The sequence below is a fragment of the Pseudomonas sp. W4I3 genome (assembly GCF_030816195.1).
Lineage (GTDB): Bacteria > Pseudomonadota > Gammaproteobacteria > Pseudomonadales > Pseudomonadaceae > Aquipseudomonas.
Map to the genome: position 1 here is coordinate 163,235 of NZ_JAUSXS010000001.1, position 22,759 is coordinate 185,993.

Genomic DNA, 22,759 nt, shown 5'->3' on the forward strand with positions numbered 1-22,759 from the left:
CGCTGAGCCGCCCACAAGGAAGGCCCCATGTTCGAACACCACGCCACGCTCAAGAAACACTTCAGTGCCCTGCGCACCACCGCCCCATTCTTCTCCCTGCGCTACGTACGCGAATCCGGCCGTTACCTGTCTGTACGCAAGAACGTCGCCGAACCGCCCCACCTGAGCCACGACGAAGGCGCCATGCTCACCGTGCGTGTCAACGGCGTGGAAGCCTACGCCGCCACCAACGATATTTCTCTGGCCGGCCTGCAAGCCGCCCTCGAACGCGCCGAACAACAGGCCCGGCGGATCAAGCCCCACGCCCTGCTCGACCTGCACGAGCAAGCGGTCTCCAGTGACGTGGCCGATTACCTGTCCCCCAATCTCGACCAGCCCTTTCCGTCCCTGAGCGACTGCTACCAACTGCTCGGCGATGAGTCGGCTGCGGTGCCCAGGGATGAGCGCCTGGTGAGCTGGGACGTCAGCCTCGGCCAGACCACGGTCGAACAGATCTACCTCAACAGTGCCGGCGCCCAATTGCGCCAGGCCCAGCGTTTTGTGTTCCCCGGCGTCAATGTCACCGCCTTCGATGGCAACGACAGCCAGACCCGCACCCTCGGTGGCAGCAACTTCGGCCAGCAAGGCGGGTTTGACGTGATCAGCCGCTTCGGCCTGATCGGCGCCGCGCCGCGGGTGGCCGACGAGGCCCTGCAACTGCTGCTCGCACCCAACACGCCCCAGGGGCCGCGTGACCTGCTGCTGATGCCCGACCAGATGATCCTGCAGATCCACGAGTCCATCGGCCACCCGCTGGAGCTGGACCGCATCCTCGGCGACGAGCGTAACTACGCCGGTACCAGCTTTGTGAAGGCCAGCGATTTCGGCCACCTGCAGTATGGCTCCAAGCTGCTCAACGTGACGTTCGACCCGGACATTCCCGAACAGCTCGCCAGCTACAGCCACGACGACGACGGCACCCGCGCCAGCAAGCAGTTCCTGATCCGCGAAGGGTTGCTGCTCAAGCCGTTGGGCGGCGCGTTGTCGCAATTTCGCGCGGGGCTGGGAGGCGTGGCCAACAGCCGGGCCAGCAGCTGGAACCGCCCGCCGATCGACCGCATGGCCAACCTCAACATTGAGGCCGGCGACCAGAGCCTGGCGCAGCTGATCGGCGGTATCGAGCACGGCATCCTGATGTCGACCAACCGCTCCTGGTCCATCGATGACGCGCGCAACAAATTCCAGTTCGGCTGCGAATGGGGCCAACTGATCGAAAACGGCGAGCTCAAAGGCGTAGTGAAGAACCCCAACTACCGCGCCATTTCCGCGCAGTTCTGGCGCAAGCTCAGCGCGGTCGGCGACGCCAGCACCTTCAAGGTGCTGGGCACGCCGAACTGCGGCAAAGGCGAACCCAACCAGGTGATCCGCGTCGGCCATGCATCGCCGGCGTGTGTGTTCAGTAACGTCGACGTATTTGGGGGAGATGCCTGATGAACAACTTCAAGGCACTGGTGGACTGGCTCAAGCAGGCCGTTACCGATCAGGAACAATTTCACCTGGGCTACGCGGACGAAGCGTCCGAGTTCGTGCGCTTCAACCACGCCCAGGTCCGCCAGGCCGGCCAGGTGCAACAGGCCAGCCTCAACCTCAAGTTGATCAACGCCGGCCGCCATGCCGACCTTGGCATCACCCTGGCCGGTGACCCGCAGCTGGACCGTGATCGCCTCGCCGCAGGCCTGCAACAGTTGCGTGAAACCTTGCCGTTGCTGCCACCGGACCCTTACCTACTGCTCAACCACACCGCCTGGCAAAGCCATAACGAACAACTGCGGCCACTGCCAGAATTGACCCAGGTGTTGCAGGACATCAGCCAGGCCGCAGAAAGCGTGGACCTGGTCGGCTTTTATGCCGCAGGCCCGATCAGCCGCGGCTTTGCCAGTTCCGACGGGGCGTTCGGCTGGCACCAGGCCAATAGTTTCAACTTCGATTTCAGCCTGTTCCATGCCAATGGCGAAGCGGTCAAGGCCAGCTATGCCGGGCACACCTGGGACAGTGCCGAGTTCGCCCGGCGCGTCCAGCAGGCGCGCGACCAGCTTGAGTTCCTCGGCCGACCGTTGCACCCGCTGGCGCCCGGACAGTACCGCGCCTACCTCGCTCCGGCGGCGCTGGAAGAGATCATCAGCATCATCACTTGGGGCGGTTTTTCCGCGCAGGCCATCGCCAGCAAAGGCAGCTCGCTGCAACGCCTGTATGCCGGTGAACACCACCTGAGCCCGCTGGTGACGGTGAACGAACAGATCAGTGGCTCGCTGAGCCAGGCATTTTCCACCGAAGGCTACCCGCGCAGCGACGTCAGGTTGATCAACGCCGGCAAGGCCGACGGCCAACTGGTCAACTCGCGCAGCGCCGCCGAATATGGCCTGAGCGCCAACGGCGCCAGCGGCGACGAGTCCCCCAGCGCCCTGCAAATGGCCGCCGGCAACCTGGCCCAGGCCGACATTCTCAAGCAGTTGGGCACCGGGCTGTACATCAGTAACCTGTGGTACCTGAACTACTCCGACCTGCCGGCGGCGCGCCTGACCGGCATGACCCGCTTCGCCACGTTCTGGGTGGAAGACGGCGAAATCAAGGCACCGGTCAGCACCATGCGCTTTGATGACAGCGTGTACAGCCTGCTCGGTTCGCAGCTGGAAGCGTTGACGGCGGAACGGGAGTTGTTGCTGTCGGCCAGTACCTACGGTCAACGCAACACCGCGTCCAACCTGCTGCCTGGCGCACTGGTCAAACGCCTGACGCTGACTTTGTAAACCAAGAAAATTCCCTGTGGGAGGGGGCAAGCCCCCCTCCCACATCGTCTTGTGTTGATTTCGGACACTTTGCTAAGCCCCTTCCTACCGTTCAATCCCATACTCCGTGCAGCCTGTTGTCTCCTGCAATAAACCCCGTTATAAAAGCTAATGGCATACCGCCACGCCACAGGGAGTGCTGCGATGAACCAAGGAAGTTTCGTCCTACAGAAGCTGTACAAACACTACAACGTCCACGTAGAACGACTGGGCAACGACCCGCGCAGAAAAACCGTGCTGATGGTCAACGGGGCCCTCTCCACCACGCGCTCTTTTGCCCGCACCAGCAAATGCCTGGCCGAGCATTTCAATGTACTGCTGTTCGACCTGCCCTTCTCCGGCTATTCCCGCGAGCACAACACCGACCTCGAGCTGGTAACCAAGGATGACGAAGTGCAGATGTTGCGAGCGCTGGTGGAGCGTTTTGCAGTCAACCATCTGGTCTCGGCCTCGTGGGGGGGCATCTCCACGCTGCTGACCCTGGCCCATAATCCGCCGTCCATTGAAAGCTCGGTGGTGATGGCCTTGGCGCCCAACCTCAACCCAGCGATGCTTGAGTATGTAGAGCGCGTACGCGTGTTGATCGAAGCCGATGACAAATCCGCCGTCGGTGATCTGCTCAATGAAACGGTCGGCAAATACCTGTCGCCGCGACTCAAGCGCAACAACCACCGCCACCTGTCAAACATGGCCACCACCGAGTATCGCCAGGCGCGCTTTCATATCCATCAGGTGCTGGCGCTGGGTGACGGCAATTACTTGCCGGCGCTCAAGCAGATTGATACGCCGGTGCACTTTCTCAACGGTGCGCTGGACGAATACACCCCCGCCGCCGATGCGCGACTGTTCAGCCACTACGTGGGGCGCAGCAGCTTCGCCGTAGCCGAACACACCGGCCATTTACTCGACCTGGAATCGCGCGAGGCAGCGCTGGCGGTGCATCGCGCCTTGCTGGATTTTTTGATTGGCGAGCACGCTGCATTGTCGGATTTAGACTAACCGCCAGTGGGAAAAGGGGCGACGAATGGCGCATAATCGGCGACACATAGCCAGCTAACAAAAGGGTTCCCATGCCGAATCGTGCCCCTCTCGACGCCAAGACCGCCCGCTGGCTACCCTGGGTGGTAGCGATTGCCTTCTTCATGCAGTCGCTGGACGGGACGATCCTCAACACGGCGCTGCCGGCCATGGCCCGGGACCTGGCGGAAAACCCGCTGCGCATGCAGGGCGTGGTGATCGCCTACATGCTCACCGTCGCCTTGCTCATTCCGGCATCGGGCTGGATCGCCGACCGCTTCGGCACCAAGAAAATCTTCTTTGGCGCCATCCTGCTGTTCAGCATCGGGTCGTTGCTGTGCGCCCTGTCCAGCAGCCTGAGCATGCTGATTGGCGCGCGGGTGATCCAAGGCCTGGGCGGGGCGCTGATGCTGCCGGTCGGGGCGCCTGGTGGTGCTGCGCGCCTATCCCCGGTCGGAGCTGGTACGGATCATGGGTTTCATCACAATCCCCGGCCTGCTCGGCCCGTTGCTCGGCCCGACCATGGGCGGCTGGATGGTGCAATACCTGACCTGGCACTGGATCTTCCTGATCAACCTGCCGGTGGGCATGATCGGCTGCTATGCCGTGTGGAAGTTCATCCCCGACCTGCGCGGCAGTGAGCGCACGCGCTTCGATGGCCTGGGTTTTGTGCTGTTCGGCGCGGCAATGGTGCTGATCACCATCGCCATGGAGGGCCTGGGCGAACTGCACTTGCCGCACCTGCGGGTGATGTTGCTGCTGTTCGGTGGCCTGGCGTGCCTGGCGGCGTACTGGCTGCGTGCCGGGCATGTCGATAACCCGCTGTTCTCGCCGGTACTGTTCAAGACCCGCACCTTTGCCGTGGGCATCCTCGGCAACCTGTTCGCGCGCCTGGGCAGCGGCGCCCTGCCGTTTCTGGTGCCGTTGTTGTTGCAGGTGGCGCTGGGTTATTCGCCCTCGGAAGCCGGCATGAGCATGCTGCCGCTCGCGGCGGCGGCGATGTTTGCCAAGTCCATCGCCCGACCCTTGATCGAGCGCCTGGGTTATCGGGTGGTGCTCACCGGCAACACCCTGGCCCTGGGCGCCATGCTGGCGAGCATGGGCCTGGTCAGCGAACAGACGCCCTACCCCGTGCTGCTGGGCATGCTCGCGGTGCTGGGCGCGATCAATTCCCTGCAATTTACCGCGATGAACACCGTGACGCTGATCGACCTCGACGACGCCCAGGCCAGCAGCGGCAACAGTCTGCTGTCGGTGGTGGCGCAACTGTCCCTGAGCCTGGGCGTGGCGTGCGCCGGTGCGCTGCTCGGCGGGTTTACCGCCGAAGCTGGCAACGATGGGGTCAACACGGTGCTGGGCGCGTTCCAGCTGACGTTCCTCACGGTAGGCATCATGGCCATGCTGGCGGCGGCGATCTTCCTGCAACTGTCGCCAAAAGACGGCAAACGGGTGGTCAGCCGCGAGCACGATCTGGAGCATTAACCGGCGGCTCGTCTAGAACTTGCGGGGAAAATCCCACGAGACTGGTACACTGCGCGACATTTTGTTTTGCAGAGCCAGTCCCGTGACCACCATCGCCACCGCTTTTAATACTTTGCCCCTGTCCGCCGCCATGCTGGCTAACCTCGACTCGCTGGGTTATGTCGAGATGACGCAGATCCAGGCGCAGAGCTTGCCGGTGATCCTCAAGGGACTGGACCTGATCGCCCAGGCCAAGACCGGCAGCGGCAAGACCGCGGCCTTCGGTATTGGCCTGCTGAACCCGATCAACCCGCGCTACTTCGGCTGCCAGGCCCTGGTGATGTGCCCGACGCGCGAGCTGGCCGACCAGGTGGCCAAGGAAATCCGTCGCCTGGCCCGCGCCGAAGACAACATCAAGGTGCTGACCCTGTGCGGCGGCGTGTCCCTCGGCCCGCAGATCGCTTCCCTTGAGCACGGCGCCCATGTGATCGTCGGCACCCCGGGCCGTATCCAGCAGCACCTGCGCAAGGGCTCGCTGGTACTGGACGGTTTGAACACGCTGATCCTCGATGAAGCCGACCGCATGCTCGACATGGGCTTCTACGACGCCATCGAAGACATCATCAGCAAGACCCCGCCACGCCGCCAGACCCTGCTGTTCTCGGCCACCTACCCGGTGAGCATCAAGCAGCTGGCCTCCAAGTTCATGCGCGCGCCGCAACAGGTAAAGGCCGAAGCCTTCCACTCCGACGACCAGATCGAGCAGCGTTTCTACGAGATCTCGCCGGAAGAGCGCATGGACGCCGTGACCAAGGTGCTGGCGCACTTCCGTCCGGCGTCGTGCGTGGCGTTCTGCTTTACCAAGCAGCAAGTGCAGGAAACCGTGGATCACCTGACCGCCAAGGGCATTTCCGCCGTTGGCCTGCATGGCGACCTGGAACAGCGCGACCGTGACCAGGTGCTGGCCATGTTCGCCAACCGCAGCACCTCGGTGCTGGTGGCCACCGACGTGGCCGCCCGTGGCCTGGACATCGACGCGCTGGACATGGTGATCAACGTCGAACTGGCCCGCGACTCGGAAATCCATATCCACCGTGTGGGCCGTACCGGTCGCGCGGGTGAGACCGGCATCGCCATCAGCCTGGTGGCGCCGTCCGAAGCGCACCGTGCCCAAGCCATCGAGCAACTGCAGAAGTCGCCGTTGAACTGGGACCAGTTGGACAACCTCAAGCCCCAGGGCGGCGGTCCGCTGCTGCCGCAGATGAGCACCCTGTGCATTGCCGCCGGGCGCAAAGACAAAGTCCGCCCAGGCGACATTCTTGGCGCGCTGACAGGTGACGCTGGTATCCCTGGGGCCCAGGTCGGCAAGATCGCGATCTTCGACTTCCAGGCATTCGTCGCCGTGGAGCGCGGGATCGCCAAGCAGGCGTTGCAGCGCTTGAACGACGGCAAGATCAAGGGCCGTTCGTTGCGCGTGCGGATCCTGTAACACGATCTGCGCACCAATAGAGATCCAATGTGGGAGGGGGCTTGCCCCCGATGGCGGCCTGCCAGTTGGACTATTTCTGACTGACACACCGCAATCGGGGGCAAGCCCCCTCCCACATTTGACTGTATTTCAATTCAGAATTTTTGTATGAGGACACTGTTTTGCGCTCGACCGACGTTGTGATCATTGGCGCTGGCGCCGCAGGCTTGATGTGCGCACTCACCGCCGCCGGGCGTGGGCGCGAGGTGATGCTGATCGACCATGCGAACAAGGCCGGCAAAAAGATCCTGATGTCCGGTGGCGGGCGCTGCAACTTCACCAATATGTACACCGAGCCGGCCAACTTCCTTTCGCACAACGCGCACTTCTGCAAGTCGGCCCTGGCGCGCTATACCCAGTGGGATTTCATCGGGCTGGTGGCCAAGCACGGCGTGCCGTACCACGAAAAGAAACTTGGCCAGTTGTTCTGCGATAACAAGTCCAGCGACATCCTCGGCATGCTGCTCGATGAGTGCATCCAGACCGGCGTGAGCCTGCACCTGGACACCTCCATCCAGGAAATCGCCAAACACGACAACGGCTACCAGTTGCAGACCACCCTGGGCGAACTGCGCTGCGAATCCTTGGTAATCGCCACGGGCGGCTTGTCGATCCCGACCCTGGGCGCCACCGGTTTCGGTTATCAGGTGGCCAGGCAGTTCGGCCATGAACTGCTGCCGACCCGCGCGGGCCTGGTGCCGTTCACCATCACCGATCAGCTCAAGGACTTGTGCGGCGAGCTGTCCGGCACCTCGGTGGATTGCCTGGTCAGCTGCAACGGCCAGAGCTTTCGCGAGAACATCCTGTTTACCCATCGCGGCCTGAGCGGGCCGGCGATCCTGCAGATTTCCTCCTACTGGCAACCCGGCGACACGCTGGAAATCAACCTGCTGCCCGACCACGACGCCCACACCTGGCTGCAACAGCAACAGGCCGAGCGCCCCAACAGCGAGCTGAAAACCCTGCTGGGCGAGATTTTCACCAAGAAGATGGCCAATCTGCTGGCGGACACCTGGTTCGCGTCCAAGCCGATGAAGCAGTACACCCATGCCGAAATCGCCGACATCGCTTCGATGCTAGGCAGCTGGCAACTGGTGCCGGCGGGCACGGAGGGCTATCGCACCGCCGAGGTGACCCTGGGCGGCGTGGATACGCGCGAAGTGTCTTCCAAGACCATGGAATCGCTGAAAAGCCCTGGGCTGTACTTTATCGGTGAAGTGCTGGATGTGACCGGGCACTTGGGTGGGTTCAATTTCCAGTGGGCCTGGGCGTCAGGCTACGCGGCAGCGCAGTACGTCTGACTCAAGCATGTACTCGGTCAAAATGTGGGAGGGGGCTTGCCCCCGATGGCGGTGGATCAGCCAATATATCTTTGACTGACATACCGCTATCGGGGGCAAGCCCCCTCCCACATTGACTGCATTCCACATTAAGAATGCTGTGGCAGAATAATTTCGCGCATCGATGTGATCACCACCCTTGCCGTGGCGTCCTTGATAGCTCAATTTAGCGACACCGTCCCGGAAGACTCCAGACTTCATGTCATCGACCTCGTTCAAGCAGTCCCTGCGACGCCTGTGGGCACTGGATAAATTCAGCTACAGCATTCGGGTATTCATCGCCCTTACCGGCAGCATGGCGTTGTGCTGGTATCAGGATGAAATGACGTTGTTGATTCCGCTGTTCCTGGGGATTATCGCCAGCGCCCTGGCCGAGACCGATGACAGTTGGCAAGGCCGTCTCAACGCCCTGGCGGTGACGTTGGTGTGCTTCAGCATTGCCGCGCTGTCGGTGGAACTGCTGTTCCCTTACCCCTGGATTTTCGCGGTCTCCCTGGCCCTGGCCACGTTCGGCCTGACCATGCTCGGCGCGCTCGGCGAACGCTATGGCGCGATTGCCTCGGCCACCTTGATCCTGTCGGTCTATACCATGATCGGCGTGGACCAGCGCGGTGGCGCCGTCAGTGACTTCTGGCACGAACCGCTGCTGCTGGTGGCGGGCGCGGCATGGTACGGCGTGCTTTCGGTGCTGTGGCAGGCACTGTTTTCCAACCAGCCGGTGCAACAGAGCCTGGCGCGCTTGTTCCGCGAGCTGGGGCGTTATCTCAAGCTCAAGTCATCGCTGTTCGAGCCGATTCGCCAGTTGGACGTAGAAGCGCGGCGCCTGGAACTGGCCCAGCAGAATGGCCGCGTGGTCGCCGCCCTGAACGCCGCCAAGGAAATCATCCTGCATCGCGTGGGCAATGGCCGACCGGGCTCCAAGGTCAGCCGTTACCTGAAACTGTACTTCCTGGCCCAGGACATCCACGAACGCGCCAGTTCGTCCCACTACCCGTATAACGCCCTGGCCGAGGCCTTCTTCCACAGCGACGTGCTGTTTCGCTGCCAACGCCTGCTGCGCCAGCAAGGCAAGGCCTGCCAGACCCTGGCCGAGTCGATCCAGCTGCGCCAGCCGTTCATTTATGACGACAGCTTCGCCGAAGCCCTCGGCGACTTGAACGCTTCCCTGGAACACCTGCGCATCCAGAGCAACCCGGCCTGGCGCGGCCTGCTGCGCTCGTTGCGCGCCCTGGCCGCCAACTTGTCCACCCTCGACCGGTTGCTGGGCGACGCCAGCAACCCCGACGCCCTGGCCGACGCCACCGACAGCAACCTGCTGGACCGCGCCCCACGCAACCTCAAGGAAATGTGGACGCGCCTGCGCACCCAGCTCACGCCCACCTCGCTGCTGTTTCGCCACGCCTTGCGCCTGTCTCTGGCGCTGACCGTGGGCTACGCCACCCTGCATGCCATCCACGCTTCCCAGGGCTACTGGATCATCCTCACCACGCTCTTTGTTTGCCAACCGAACTATGGTGCGACGCGCCGCAAGCTCGGCCAGCGGATCATCGGCACCGCCATCGGCCTGACGGTGGCATGGGCGCTATTCGATCTGTTTCCAAGCCCGGTGGTGCAGTCGATGTTCGCCATCGCCGCTGGCCTGGTGTTCTTTATCAACCGCACCACCCGCTACACCCTGGCCACGGCGGCGATCACCTTGATGGTGCTGTTCTGCTTCAACCAGGTGGGCGATGGTTACGGGCTGTTCCTGCCACGTCTGTTCGATACCCTGCTTGGTAGCCTGATCGCGGGCCTGGCGGTGTTCCTGTTCCTGCCTGACTGGCAAGGTCGGCGCCTGAACAAGGTGCTGGCCAACACCCTGACCTGCAACAGCATCTACCTGCGCCAGATCATGCAGCAGTACGCCGCTGGCAAGAGCGACGACCTGGCCTACCGCCTGGCCCGGCGCAACGCGCATAACGCCGATGCGGCGCTGTCCACCACCCTGGCGAATATGCTGATGGAGCCTGGGCATTTCCGTAAGGAGGCGGATGTGGGCTTCCGGTTCCTGGTGTTGTCGCACACCCTGCTCAGCTATTTGTCGGGCCTTGGCGCGCACCGCGACACCCAGCTACCGGCCGAAGTGCGTGAGCAGTTGATCGAAGAAGCGGGCAACAGCCTGGCGGCGAGTATCGATGAAATCGCCACGGGTCTTGCCAACAAGCAGCCGATTGCGATCCAGAGTGATGACGAGGAAGCCCTGGCGGCGCAGCTTGAGCAGATGCCGGATGAGATCGATGAAGGCCAGCGGCTGGTGCAAACGCAATTGGCGTTGATCTGTCGGCAGTTGGGGCCATTGCGGACGTTGGCGGCGCATCTGATCAAGGATACCGGTGCGGCTTAGGCCGCTATCGAGGGCAAGCCCCCTCCCACATTGATCGCATTCCAATGTGGGAGGGGGCTTGCTCCCGATGAGGCCCACAAGAGCACTACATCCCATGCGCCTTGAGCAATTTCGCATAACTGCCATCCGCTTTCATCCCGGCGATCTCCCGATCAAAGTCGGCAACGATCTGCGCATGTTCCGGGTTTTTCAGGCTGACCAGGATATGCAGGCTGTTCTCGCTCAGCGGCTTGCCCAGAAACTCCACGGCATTGCGCACCCTGGGCGACTCTCGCGCCAGGTAGTAGCGCGCCACGTATTCATCCTCCAGCGTCAGCCGCACCCGCTTCGCCACCAGCATACGCACGGCCATGGCGAAGTTATGCACCGGGACTTTCTGTAACTGCGCATCCTGGTCGAACGCCGTCGAATAGGCATAACCGCGCACCACGGCGATGCTTTCATCCTGCAGCTGTTCCAGCGCCTGAAAATCGATAGCGTCGTCGCGACGCTTGATAAAGCGCACACGGTTGACCAAATACTGCGCGGAAAACTGGCCCAGCTGTGTGCGCGCGTCGTCGTACCAGGCGTTGACCAGCACATCGTAGTGACCGTCCCCCACGCCCTTCAGCGCCCGCGCCCAAGGCACTTGCTCAAAATCGCTGGCGTACCCCGCCCGAGCCAGCGCGGTGCTGACGATATCCGTGGCCAGCCCGCCGTTGACCAAGGTGATATCGGTAAACGGTGGCCAGCCATCCGCGACCAGACGCAAACGCTGCGCCCATACCGGTTGAGCCAGCAACAACACTGCAATCAAAGCAACGGCACGAGCATATCGCGGCATGCTTAAATTCCTTGGCGGCAGGCGATGGCCTGATAACAGTAGCTCATCAATGAGCCTGCATTGCTTATTACACAAAGAAGTCAGGCGCGCATGCACTCAATGATGGCAAATTGACGCCATTCACAAATTTTCCGGTTTTAGACAGCGGCGCCCGTCGCGCTTACTATCCCTGACAAGCCTTAAACAAGAGCGCACATCATGACGGTTGATTGGGTCTGCAAACACCACGACGACTTGGGCAAGGATCAGCTTTACGCCCTCCTGCGCCTGCGCGGCGAGGTGTTCGTCGTTGAACAGAAATGCGTTTACCAGGACATTGACGGGCAAGACCTGTCAGGCGATACCCACCACTTGATGGCCTGGCAAGACAATGAACTGGTGGCCTACCTGCGCCTGCTGGACCCGGAGTCACAGGGCGGCGATGTGGTGATCGGCCGGGTGATCGTCGCGCCATCGGCGCGCGGCACCGGCTTGGGACACCTGATGATGGAAGAGACCCTCAGGCAGATCGAGAAGATCTGGCCCGACACACCGATTTTTCTGTCGGCCCAGGCGCACTTGCAGGGATATTACGGGCGATATGGATTTGTAGTGGCCGGAGAGGAATACCTGGAAGACGATATTCCGCATATTGGTATGCGGCGGGCTTGAGGGCCTCATCGGGGGCAAGCCCCCTCCCACACTGTTGATTTGTGAACACCGTCAAATGTGGGAGGGGGCTTGCCCCCGATGGCGCCAGTCCAGCCAGCCCCTGCCTCAGGGATAACCCAACACCTGCTTGATCGCCGCAAGATTCGCCTCGATCCACCGCCGGTCAATCGCGCCCCAATCACGAATCCGATAACGCCCGGCATGGTTGCGCGCACCGTCTTGCTGCTCGAACTCACATAGGATATCCAGGTCGGCCAATGCCGCAATGGTGTCCTGCGCCGTGCGCCGGGGCATGCCGGTGGCATCGGTCAACGCCGGGACGCTGCTGGCCAGCCCGCTGTCGATCAAGTAGGCCACATACAGGCGGCGGTAAAAGCTGCTCTTGGTTTTGCTCACATCCATGGTCAATCGCCTTGTGATTAGGGCTTGCCCTGCAAATCGCGCCAGGTGAGGTACACCCGCAGGTCGAATTCCACCTGATGGTAGCCCGGCATCATGTGTTCGCAGAGTTTATAGAACGCCTTGTTGTGGTCCGATTCCTTGAAGTGCGCCAGCTCGTGCACCACGATCATGCGCAAAAACTCCGGGGCGGCTTCCTTGAACAGCGCGGCGATGCGGATCTCTTTCTTGGACTTGAGATTGCCGCCCTGCACCCGCGAAATCGTGGTGTGCAAACCCAGCGCGCGGTGGGTCAGGTCCAGGCGGTTATCGAACAGCACCTTGTCGATCGACGGCGCATTGCGCAGGTGCTCCTGCTTCAGGGCCAGGGCGTAGCTGTACAGCGCCTTGTCGCTCTGCACGGCGTGCCGTTCGGGATAGCGCTGCTCCAGGTAGGCGCCCAACTGGTCCTTGGCGATCAGTTGGCGCACTTGCTCCTGAAGCGCAGCGGGATAAGCCTGGAGGTATTTCAACGCGGTCATGGGATCTGCAACGTGGCTCGAACGGGCGCCAGTGTAGCGAATTCACAGCGCGTGAGGGTGCGACCAACCGACCACGTCCTCGGCCATCAGCGGTGCCGCCGCCCAGGCGCCCTGGATAAACGCGCAACCATTGGCCTTGAGCCACTGCGCCTGTTCAAAGGTTTGCACGCCCTCCGCGATCACCAGCACACCAAAATGCCCGCACAGTTCGATGATGCTGCGTGCCATCGCGGCATCCCGTGGCGAGCCTGGCAGGCGGGCCACCAACTGTGGATCAAGCTTGAGCGTGTCGAACGCCAGGTCGCGCAAATGGGCAAGGGAACAGCGACCGCAGCCAAAGTCATCCAGGGCGATACGCACTCCAAGTTCGCGCAGCAGCTTCAGTTGCTTGACCGATTCCTCAAGATTGCTCATCAGGCAATCTTCACCGATTTCCACTTCCAATTGCCGCCCCTGCAACCCGTGTCGTTCGAGTACGTCGCGCAGTTGGCTGGCCAGGTTAGGCATATTGAACTGGCTGCTGCTCAGGCTCACGCTCAGCACCAGCTCGTCATCGAAAGCCGCCTGCCAGGCCTGGCGCTGGGCAGCGACCTGCTGATAAATCCAGGAGCTTAACTGGTTGATCAACCGCGCCTCTTCCAGCAACGGCAGAAACAAACCCGGCGGCACGTCGCCAACGCTCGGATGCTGCCAGCGCAGCAGCGCCTCGACGCCGCGCAGGCGTCCATCCTCCAGCGACACCTGAGGCTGGTACACCAGGGTGAACTCCTTGTTCTGAATCGCGCTGCGCACGCTGTCTTCCAGCATCAGGCGTGAGCGGGCGCGACCGTTCATTTCCTGGTCGTAATAGCGATACTGCTGACGGCCAGCGCGCTTGGCTTCGTACATGGCGATGTCCGCCGCGCGCAGCAGGCCGTTGAGGTCCGAGCCACAGTCCGGGAAGGTCGCAATACCGATGCTGGCCCCCAGCATCACCTCCAAACCGTCGACCTGCTGGCACACAGACACCCGTTCGATCAGTTTTTCCGCGATCTTCGCCGCTTGCTCCGGAAACTCCAACTCCAGCAATGCGGTGAACTCATCCCCACCCATGCGCCCCAGCACGTCGTACGAACGCAAACACGCCTGCATCTGCTCAGACACCCAGCGCAGCACGCGATCACCGGCGTCGTGGCCCAAGGTGTCGTTGACGCGCTTGAAGCCATCCAGATCCAGGTACAGCAACACCAGCGACTGCTCATTACGCTCGCTGCGCAACAACATGTTCTCCACGGTCTGGTGGAAGCCGCGGCGATTCAGCAGCCCGGTCAACGGATCGGTCACCGCCTGGAACTCCAGCTGCTGGTGCAAATGACGCACCTCGGACATGTCCAGCACCGTCACCACCATTGCCTTCTGCTCGGCTGGCAGGGGCGCGCAGGACAACGCCACCGGCACCTGCTGACCGCGACTTGAGCGCAAAATGGCGTCGTGCAAACGCCATGTTTCACCTTTTCGATAGGCCTCATACATCGGAAATCCCAACCAGGCCGGCACATGGGGCTTTTGCAGGAAGCTCAGGAAACTCTCGCCCTGCAGCTCCGCCATCGTGGCATTGAGCAGCCTTGAAATAGCCGGGTTGGCGTACTCAATCACGCTGCCCTCGCCCACCACCAGGATGCCTTCGGCCGCGTTGTCCAACACCGACGCATTGAAGGCCCGGGCGAGCTCCAGGTCATGGCTCAGCCGTTGCAGGGCGCGGCGATTACGCTGGTGCTCCAGCAGCGCCTGCACTTTGGGCCTGAGGATATGCGGGTCGAAGGGCTTGAACAGATAGTCGATGGCACCGCTGGCATAGCCTTTGAGCACAGCGTCGGACGACTGCGCATCGGCCGTGAGAAAAATGATCGGCGTCATGCTCGTACGCTGGCTCCCGCGCATCAGGCGTGCCACCTCGAAGCCATCCATACCGGGCATCCGCACGTCCAGCAACACCAGGTCGACGTCGTGAACCAGCAACAGTTCCAGGGCTTCCAGGCCGGAAGCGGCGGTGATGACGCGCCAGTCTTCACGCTGCAACACTGCACACAGGCTGACGAGGTTTTCCGGGTAGTCGTCGACCACCAGGAGAACTGAACCGTCGCCGAGGTTTGGAGCGCAATCCATGCTACGTCTCTTCCTTAAGGAACTGCACCGGTCACTTCGGGTACTCAAAACCGGACAAATAATGAGGCTTCACTCTAGCCCCGGTTATAAAAAAGCAGAAGTAACCTAGATGCCATCATTGCGCCAAAGCCTGGGAAGCCGACTAACGGTCAGGCTCTGCAGCCCCCGCCCCACGGGCAATATGGCTTTTTGGCATTCTTCTGACGCCAATAAATTGCCAACCAGTATTTAACAATTTGGTTAACACCACCTATAAAGAACCTGTGCAGCCCTCGGGCTAAAGCTTTCACCCCTCGCCATAAGGCCAACACCATGATCGACCTTTCCACCTGGAACCTGAGCATTCCGGTCGGCTCCCCGCCCACGACCATCGAAACCCCCAAGCTGCTCAGCGGCTTCAATGACCAGTATTTCCAGGCCGAAGGCAGCGATGTGCAGTTCTGGACACCCGTGACCGGCACCCGCACCGAAAACGCCATCTACCCGCGCAGCGAATTGCGCGAAACTTACGCCGACGGACGCCTGCGCAACTGGACCTACCCCGAAGCCGACAACTTCCTGCGCGCCACCTTGACGGTCCACCAAGTGCCCTCCAGCGGCAAGATCGTGATCGGCCAGATCCACGCCTACGACAGCCAGAAACCGCTGATCAAGCTGGAATACCAATTCAAGGAGAAAACCCAGACCGGCAACATCGTCGCCAAAGTACGCATGCGCCCGGACGAATCCGAGAGCCAGGTGATCACCGTCGCCTCCAACGTGCCGCTGGAGAAGAGCTTCACCTATGTGATCAACCTCAACAAAGCCGGGCTACTGAGCGTGTATGCCGCAGACCGAGAGTGGAACGAACGCATCGGCGCGGCATGGGCCGACAAGCCGCTGTATTTCAAGGCGGGGGTGTATGTGCAGGACAACAGCGGGGACAGCAAGGAAGGCGCACGGGTGACGTTTGCGAAGCTGGATATTGATCACGAGTAAAATCGTGAGTAGGCAAGTTCCGATGAATGCCAGGACCGCTCCCACGCCTTGAACCCACGCAGTCCACCTGTGGGAGGGGGCTTGCTCCCGATAGCGGTGGGTCAGTTGCCCAAGTTGTAGCTGATACACCGCAATCGGGAGCAAGCCCCCTCCCACATTTTGAGCGTGCAGCGAAAATACGACCCGATATGCTTGCCGACGGTCGTCTTTGTTAAGGCGGCTGTGTGTGGGAGGCCTTCGGGTCTGCCGGGGCTTAACTCCTCGGTCTGCGAACCCGCGTAAAGCTGCCACCCCGTCGCTTCTATCCCTGCGCCGAAACCACCACTGACTACCCCATGCTGTTGTCGACAGCGACGCCCCTCTGCTCAATCTCCACGCCTGCCTGCGCGAGCGCCTCTACGCCGCCCTCGAGCATCTCAACCTGATTGCCTGCTCCAGCCTGCCGGATTTTGCCGAGCGCGACCTGAACAATGTGGCCAATACCGCACGCATTCTGGTGCAGGACGTAAGTGATGTGTTCCGAGTCATAGAGCACCGTGGTTTCGACACAACTCACTGATCATTCCCACGAGCACGAAAAAGCCCGTATCGCTGCGGGCTTCTTTTTAAACGCTTTAGGTTTAGCTCACCTTAGTGCTCAACTCACTTTCAACCAGGTGCCTTCCGGTGGCCAGATCCACGCCTACGACAGCTAGAAACCGCTGACTTCCAATGACCGCATCTTCTGGGCCATGCCAAGTTTGGTTTTGAATCTCTAAGGACAAATAAGCAAGTGAAAAACTTAGGTTTTCAATTTCTTCGGTGACCGCACCTCTTATTTCGAAATTAATAATGCGCACGACCTTGCAAATGCATCCTCAAGAGAAATATTTATTAAGTACCCAAGAAGTGTTTTGTAATACTATAATTTTTTTGCCTATGATAATTTTTTTACACATGGAGTAACAACTGAAAAATCGGCTCCGTAATAGACATTGTAGAAAGAAACGTGCCGTATTTATCCGACGCCAGTGACGTCTGATAAACACCCACGCTACTTTAGATAAATAGTTCAACACTTGACAGAACAATATTCCCGCAAAAAAATCGAATAAACAGTCAACTTTATTAAAACAAACCTTAATTTAAAACAGTCCTTAGCAAATACATACGCTCCCGTCGCTATAGAAAAAATCGCGCTAATGCTATTCCAAAAAACGATATAAAACTGTCAAAAGTAACAGAGCCCTAAAACAAAATCGTTTGATAAAATTTTTTACGGCGACGAAAGGAGTATTCCACGAAAGCCGCACTCAACTTTCACTTGGGAAAAATATCATGGCCAACCACGAACCCGCACTTGAAGCTAGCTACAAGTTCACAACTGATAGCCTAAATCAATACTCGATAAGGATTACGTTTGCTGATTACGATACAGGAAAAATTGAAGGAACCCTGGAACATGGCGGTTTTCCTTTTATATCAGCAAGCTTCCATAGAGAACGTGCACCCTCCACGAAATCCTCTTTGACCTTTAGAGTAAATTACGACCTATGGGATAGTGGAAAAGAGGATTTAACAGAACGGACCGGAACACTAAACCTTACCGCCGACGATCGCTCCTACAACAATCTTTATGGCACATTGACAGAGGACGGAGGCACACCAATAGAAGTAACCCTTTCAAAGCGGTAGCTTTGATGTTGATAAGAGTGTAGCCAAGCATCATGAATACAACGATGAGCGCTTCGGCGCCCGTCACCCGTTTTATAATGGCTGCGTGCGGGAGTCTTCGCGTCTGCGGGGCTCGTCGTATCCTTTGTTTGCGCCCCACATACGACTATCACCTAATTCGTTTCGCAGCGAATAGTGGAGCCCTTTGCAGATACGAGGAATACTTTCCATCCCCATCCCCTAACAACTACCACCCCGCCGCTCCAGCCCCTGCACGGAAACCGCCACCGACTACCCCGTGTTGTTAGTCGACAGAGACGCCCCTCTGCCCGATCTCCACGCCGACCTGGGCGAGCGCCTCAACGCCGCCCTTGAACACTCAAACTGATGGCCTGTTCCAGCCTGTCGGATTTTATCGAGCGCGACCTGAACAACGTGGCCAATACCGCACGCATTCTGGTGCAGAACTTGAGTGATGTGTTCCGAGTGATTGAACACCGTGGTTTCGACAAACCCATTGATCATCCCGTGACGCTTTACGCCATCTCGCGCAAGGCTTGAAACCGTTAGCGATAGCGGGACGCGGAGCGTCCCAGGCGGCATTCCCACGCAGAGCGTAGGAACGATCGCTCACGAAAAAGCCCGCATTGCTGCGGGCTTCTTTTTAAACGCTTTAGGCTCAGTTGACCTTTGCGTTCAACTCACCTTTCAAATACCGCTGATACATCGCTTCCAACGAGATCGGCTTGATCTTCGAAGCATTACCGGCAGTACCAAACGCTTCATAACGTGCAATACATACATCACGCATCGCGGTCACGGTGGCGCCGAAGAACTTGCGCGGATCGAACTCGCTCGGGTTGGTGGCCATCAGGCGACGCATCGCACCGGTGGAGGCCAGGCGCAGGTCGGTGTCGATGTTGACCTTGCGCACGCCGTGCTTGATGCCTTCGACGATTTCTTCAACCGGTACGCCGTAGGTTTCTTTGATGTCGCCGCCGTACTGGTTGATGATCGCCAGCCATTCCTGCGGTACCGAGGAAGAACCGTGCATCACCAGGTGGGTATTGGGGATGCGTTTGTGGATTTCCTTGATGCGGTCGATGGCCAGCACGTCACCGGTCGGTGGCTTGGTGAACTTGTAGGCGCCGTGGCTGGTGCCGATGGCGATGGCCAGGGCGTCCACTTGGGTCTTCTTGACGAAGTCGGCGGCTTCTTCCGGGTCGGTCAGCATCTGGCTGTGATCCAGAACGCCTTCGGCGCCGATGCCGTCTTCTTCGCCAGCCATGCCGGTTTCCAGGGAGCCCAGGCAGCCCAGTTCGCCTTCAACCGACACGCCGCAGGCGTGGGCCATGGCTACGGTTTGCTGGGTAACACGTACGTTGTATTCGTAGTCAGTCGGGGTCTTGCCGTCTTCGCCGAGGGAGCCGTCCATCATTACCGAGCTGAAGCCCAGCTGAATGGAGCGCTGGCACACGTCAGGGCTGGTGCCGTGGTCCTGGTGCATGCACACCGGGATGTGCGGGAATTCTTCGATGGCCGCGAGGATCAGGTGACGCAGGAACGGCGCGCCGGCGTATTTGCGGGCACCGGCCGACGCCTGGACGATCACTGGGGAGTCGGTCTTGTCAGCGGCTTCCATGATGGCGCGCATCTGCTCAAGGTTGTTGACGTTAAAGGCTGGGACGCCGTAGCCGAACTCGGCTGCGTGGTCCAGCATTTGACGCATGCTGATAAGTGCCATTGTGTTGTCTCTCCCGGTCGAGGGTCGTTAATCGTGCAAGCCTGCCGTAGCGGCGGCTGCTATTCAAGTTATTGCAGATCAAGGGGTTGAGCCTTGTGCTGCTGAATCGTTATTGCTGATGTAGGCGACTCAAATTCCAAGTTGAAACCGAATCAATGTGGGAGGGGACTTGCCCCCGATAGCAGTCATCCTGACACCTATGTGCCGGCTGACCCACTGCAATCGGGGGCAAGCCCCCTCCCACATTTGGATCTCATCTCATGACAGATCTCAGTTGGCCTTACAGCCACGCCCGATCAAATCATCCGTGGCCGTCCAGTAAATCAGGCCTTCCTCGCCTTTTGTGTGAAACGCCAATTGGTCGTTGGCATACAGCACACCCGAAGCGGCAACGTCCTGTTTAAGGCGATAAACCTGGTCCGAGCCGCCAAGGCGCACATCCACTTCAGTGCGGGCCGCATTGGCAAAGCGCCAGTTGACCTCGGCCTTGCTGTCGCAGGTCCAGGTGGTCCATTTACCTTCCGGCTCTGCCTTGTCGAACATGTTCATGCTGCTGCAACCGGCCAACAAGGCCAGTGCTGCCAGGGCGATAACGCCTTTCATTGCCAATCCTCGCAGGGCGACCTCGGGCCGCCGTTGCTGTGGGTTAGTGGATCAGACCCGTCAAGGGCAACCCTGTTCCTGACCGTTGGGCGCGGAGTCGTATTTCTCCAGCCGTTCGTTGCCAATGCGCTTGTTGATCACGGGCATGGTCTCGGCTTGCCAGTCAGCCTGGTAGCAGCTTTTTTTCAGCGGCGCCGAAGCTTTATCCGCCTCGGGCGCCGCTTTCGGCGTGCTGCCGCAGCCGGCCAGCAGGCCCACTGCAATCACCAGTGCCAACGACTTGATCATGGGATGCTCCTTTTTCCTGATCACGCGCGCCTTAACCTTTGGCTCGGGTTTCCAGCACTTCCACGGCCGGCAGTACCTTGCCCTCGACGAATTCGAGGAACGCACCGCCACCGGTAGAAATGTAGGAGATCTGGTCAGCAACGCCATATTTATCGATAGCCGCCAGGGTGTCGCCGCCGCCGGCGATGGAGAACGCCGAGCTTTCGGCGATGGCTTTGGCCAGCACTTTTGTACCGTTGCCGAACTGGTCGAACTCGAATACGCCGACCGGACCGTTCCACAGGATGGTCTGCGAAGCTTTCAGCAGCTCAGCGAAGTTGGCCGCGGTTTGCGGGCCGATATCCAGAATCATGTCGTCGGCGGCCACGTCAGCGATGAGCTTGACGGTGGCTGCGGCGCTTTCCGCGAATTCCTTGGCAACGACCACGTCCACCGGCAAGGGCACGCTGACTTTGGCGGCGATGGCGCGGGCGGTGTCGAGCAGGTCCGGCTCGTACAGGGACTTGCCCACCGGGTGGCCGGCTGCAGCCAGGAAGGTGTTGGCAATGCCGCCGCCAACGATCAACTGGTTGCAAATCTGGCTCAGGCTGTTGAGTACGTCCAGCTTGGTGGAAACCTTGGAACCGGCCACGATGGCCGCCATCGGTTGTGCCGGAGCGCCCAGGGCCTTGCCCAGTGCATCCAGCTCAGCCGCCAGCAGCGGACCGGCAGCGGCAACCTTGGCGAACTTGGCCACGCCATGGGTCGAGGCTTCGGCGCGGTGGGCGGTGCCAAAGGCGTCCATGACGAACACGTCGCACAGCGCAGCGTATTGCTGGGCCAGTTCGTCGCTGTTCTTCTTCTCGCCCTTGTTGAAGCGCACGTTTTCGAACAGCACGATGTCGCCGGCTTTCACCTCGACGCCGCCCAGGTAGTCAGCCACCAACGGCACTTCGCGGCCCAAGGCCTTGCTCAGGTATTCGGCCACCGGCTTGAGGCTGTTTTCAGCGGAGAACTCGCCTTCGGTCGGGCGACCCAGGTGGGAGCAGACCATCACGGCCGCGCCTTTTTCCAGGGCCAGCTTGATGGTCGGCAGCGAGGCCAGGATTCGCGCATCGCTGGTGACAACACCGTCCTTGACTGGGACGTTGAGGTCTTCGCGAATCAGTACGCGCTTACCTTGCAGATCGAGGTCGGACATCTTCAACACGGTCATGGGTCGCAGTTCCTGAATTACTGTTGAGGTTGTTTTGAAGCCACTTGCAGATAGTGTTCTGCAACGTCGAGCATTCGGTTGGCAAAGCCCCATTCGTTGTCGAACCAGGCCAGGATGTTCACCAGCCTCGGGCCGGAAACGCGGGTCTGGCTGGCATCGACAATTGCCGAATGCGGGTCATGGTTGAAATCGCAACTGGCGTGGGGCAATTCGGTGTAGGCCAGCAAGCCTTTGAGCGGGCCGCTGGTGGCAGCGTCGCGCAGGATCCGGTTGACCTCCACGGCATCGGTGTCGCTCACGGTTTGCATGGTGATGTCCAGACAGGACACGTTCACCGTCGGCACCCGTACCGCTTTGGCCTGGATTCGCCCGGCAAGTTCCGGCAGCAGGCGTTCGATGCCCCGCGCCAGACCGGTGGACACCGGAATTACTGACTGGAACGCCGAGCGCGTGCGGCGCAGGTCTTCGTGATGATAGGCGTCGATCACCGGCTGGTCGTTCATGGCCGAGTGAATCGTGGTGATCGATACGTAGTCCAGGCCGATTGCCTGATCCAGCAGGCGCAACAGCGGCACGCTGCAGTTGGTGGTGCAGGAGGCATTGGACACCAGCAGCTCGTCGCCGGTCAGGCAATCCTGATTGATGCCATAGACGATGGTGGCGTCGACATCCGCCTCGCTGGCCATCGGCTGGGAAAACAGCACACGCGGCGCGCCGGCGTCGAGAAAACGCAGGCCATCGGCACGGGTGTTATAGACACCGGAACATTCCAGCACCAGGTCGACGCCCAGTGCTTTCCAGTCGATGCCTTCTGGGGTGGCACTGCGCAAGACTTGCACGCAGTTGCCTTTAATATGCAGACAATCGCCTTCGACCCGCACTTCGCCGGGGAAACGGCCGTGGGTGGAGTCAAAACGTGTCAGGTACTCGATGCTGGCCATGTCCGCCAGATCGTTGATCGCAACAATTTCAAACCCGGCCGCCGCCCCTCGCTCGAACAGGGCACGCAAGACGCAACGACCAATGCGGCCGTAGCCGTTGAGTGCAACTTTGTAGCGACGCGGTTGGGGCATGGGGTTCTCGCAGTAGGGGCGACACAAACCACTGTAGGAGCGAGCTTGCTCGCGAAGAACTTGAGAGCGCCGCGTTAAACCAGAAACGCTGCGTTATCGTTAACGATCTTCGCGAGCAAGCTCGCTCCTACA

Annotated in this window: 18 protein-coding genes and 3 pseudogenes; 12 read left to right on the forward strand and 9 right to left on the reverse strand. The window is 60.3% G+C overall.

The features are described 5' to 3' along the window. The first annotated feature begins 27 nt into the window (after positions 1-27). The 7 genes and pseudogenes from QF045_RS00735 (at position 28) to yccS (ending at position 10,554) form a co-directional block, all read left to right on the forward strand. Positions 28-1,470, forward strand: a complete 1,443-nt coding sequence (locus QF045_RS00735) for a TldD/PmbA family protein (protein ID WP_306490664.1) — start codon at positions 28-30, stop codon at positions 1,468-1,470. Further along, positions 1,470-2,786, forward strand: coding sequence for a TldD/PmbA family protein (locus QF045_RS00740; protein WP_306490665.1), 1,317 nt, complete (start codon positions 1,470-1,472; stop codon positions 2,784-2,786). Before QF045_RS00735 ends, QF045_RS00740 begins: the two co-directional genes overlap by 1 nt. A 183-nt stretch (positions 2,787-2,969) precedes the next feature. Beyond that, complete coding sequence (locus QF045_RS00745; RefSeq protein ID WP_306490666.1) at positions 2,970-3,824, forward strand: alpha/beta fold hydrolase; 855 nt, start codon at positions 2,970-2,972, stop codon at positions 3,822-3,824. A gap of 71 nt (positions 3,825-3,895) precedes the next feature. Continuing rightward, positions 3,896-5,324: pseudogene (gene mdtD / locus QF045_RS00750) on the forward strand (multidrug transporter subunit MdtD). A gap of 130 nt (positions 5,325-5,454) precedes the next feature. Continuing rightward, on the forward strand, positions 5,455-6,792 hold the full coding sequence (gene dbpA, locus QF045_RS00755) for an ATP-dependent RNA helicase DbpA (RefSeq protein WP_231982056.1): 1,338 nt from the start codon (positions 5,455-5,457) through the stop codon (positions 6,790-6,792). 161 nt (positions 6,793-6,953) lie between these two features. After that, positions 6,954-8,132 carry an NAD(P)/FAD-dependent oxidoreductase gene (locus QF045_RS00760; RefSeq protein ID WP_306490667.1) on the forward strand — a complete coding sequence of 393 codons (1,179 nt, stop codon included), beginning with the start codon at positions 6,954-6,956 and terminating at the stop codon, positions 8,130-8,132. Between the two features lie 238 nt (positions 8,133-8,370). Further along, positions 8,371-10,554 carry a YccS family putative transporter gene (gene yccS / locus QF045_RS00765; RefSeq protein ID WP_306490668.1) on the forward strand — a complete coding sequence of 728 codons (2,184 nt, stop codon included), beginning with the start codon at positions 8,371-8,373 and terminating at the stop codon, positions 10,552-10,554. 85 nt (positions 10,555-10,639) lie between these two features. On the opposite strand, the gene QF045_RS00770 is transcribed toward yccS, so the two are convergent. After that, positions 10,640-11,377, reverse strand: coding sequence for an ABC transporter substrate-binding protein (locus QF045_RS00770; RefSeq protein ID WP_306490669.1), 738 nt, complete (start codon positions 11,375-11,377; stop codon positions 10,640-10,642). 198 nt (positions 11,378-11,575) lie between these two features. Between QF045_RS00770 and QF045_RS00775 the strand changes: the two genes are divergently transcribed. Further along, positions 11,576-12,028: a GNAT family N-acetyltransferase gene (locus QF045_RS00775; protein WP_306490670.1), complete on the forward strand. Its 453-nt coding sequence runs from the start codon at positions 11,576-11,578 to the stop codon at positions 12,026-12,028. Positions 12,029-12,133: 105 nt separating this feature from the next. Here QF045_RS00775 and QF045_RS00780 read toward each other — a convergent pair whose 3' ends face one another. The 3 genes from QF045_RS00780 to QF045_RS00790 are packed head-to-tail and all read right to left on the reverse strand — an operon-like array spanning position 12,134 to position 15,093. Further along, a complete protein-coding gene (locus QF045_RS00780) occupies positions 12,134-12,430 on the reverse strand; it encodes a winged helix-turn-helix domain-containing protein (protein ID WP_306490671.1) in 297 nt (98 codons plus the stop codon). A 17-nt stretch (positions 12,431-12,447) separates the two neighbouring features. Further along, positions 12,448-12,948 (reverse strand): M48 family metallopeptidase, encoded by a 501-nt coding sequence (locus QF045_RS00785; RefSeq protein WP_306490672.1) that lies wholly within the window; start codon positions 12,946-12,948, stop codon positions 12,448-12,450. Between the two features lie 42 nt (positions 12,949-12,990). Next, entirely contained in the window at positions 12,991-15,093 is a 2,103-nt protein-coding gene (locus tag QF045_RS00790) for a bifunctional diguanylate cyclase/phosphodiesterase (protein WP_306490673.1), read from the reverse strand. 312 nt (positions 15,094-15,405) lie between these two features. Between QF045_RS00790 and QF045_RS00795 the strand changes: the two genes are divergently transcribed. From QF045_RS00795 to QF045_RS00810, 4 genes and pseudogenes are all read left to right on the forward strand, one after another. Next, positions 15,406-16,071 carry a polysaccharide lyase family 7 protein gene (locus QF045_RS00795; protein ID WP_306490674.1) on the forward strand — a complete coding sequence of 222 codons (666 nt, stop codon included), beginning with the start codon at positions 15,406-15,408 and terminating at the stop codon, positions 16,069-16,071. A 266-nt stretch (positions 16,072-16,337) separates the two neighbouring features. Continuing rightward, positions 16,338-16,630 (forward strand): annotated as a pseudogene (locus tag QF045_RS00800) (fructose-bisphosphate aldolase). 758 nt (positions 16,631-17,388) lie between these two features. Then, positions 17,389-17,745 (forward strand): hypothetical protein, encoded by a 357-nt coding sequence (locus QF045_RS00805; protein WP_306490675.1) that lies wholly within the window; start codon positions 17,389-17,391, stop codon positions 17,743-17,745. 223 nt (positions 17,746-17,968) lie between these two features. Continuing rightward, positions 17,969-18,285 (forward strand): annotated as a pseudogene (locus tag QF045_RS00810) (hypothetical protein); the annotation flags it as partial. 118 nt (positions 18,286-18,403) lie between these two features. Here the strand turns inward: QF045_RS00810 and fba are convergent. The 5 genes from fba to epd all read right to left on the reverse strand — a co-directional run bounded on the left by fba (position 18,404) and on the right by epd (position 22,627). Then, a complete protein-coding gene (gene fba, locus QF045_RS00815; protein WP_003234513.1) occupies positions 18,404-19,468 on the reverse strand; it encodes a class II fructose-bisphosphate aldolase in 1,065 nt (354 codons plus the stop codon). Between the two features lie 270 nt (positions 19,469-19,738). Continuing rightward, positions 19,739-20,071, reverse strand: a complete 333-nt coding sequence (locus QF045_RS00820) for an MliC family protein (RefSeq protein WP_306490676.1) — start codon at positions 20,069-20,071, stop codon at positions 19,739-19,741. A gap of 60 nt (positions 20,072-20,131) precedes the next feature. Next, positions 20,132-20,359 carry a hypothetical protein gene (locus QF045_RS00825; protein ID WP_306490677.1) on the reverse strand — a complete coding sequence of 76 codons (228 nt, stop codon included), beginning with the start codon at positions 20,357-20,359 and terminating at the stop codon, positions 20,132-20,134. A 31-nt stretch (positions 20,360-20,390) separates the two neighbouring features. Continuing rightward, a complete protein-coding gene (locus QF045_RS00830) occupies positions 20,391-21,554 on the reverse strand; it encodes a phosphoglycerate kinase (protein ID WP_306490678.1) in 1,164 nt (387 codons plus the stop codon). Positions 21,555-21,571: 17 nt separating this feature from the next. Continuing rightward, on the reverse strand, positions 21,572-22,627 hold the full coding sequence (gene epd, locus QF045_RS00835) for an erythrose-4-phosphate dehydrogenase (RefSeq protein ID WP_306490679.1): 1,056 nt from the start codon (positions 22,625-22,627) through the stop codon (positions 21,572-21,574). Positions 22,628-22,759: the final 132 nt, after the last annotated feature.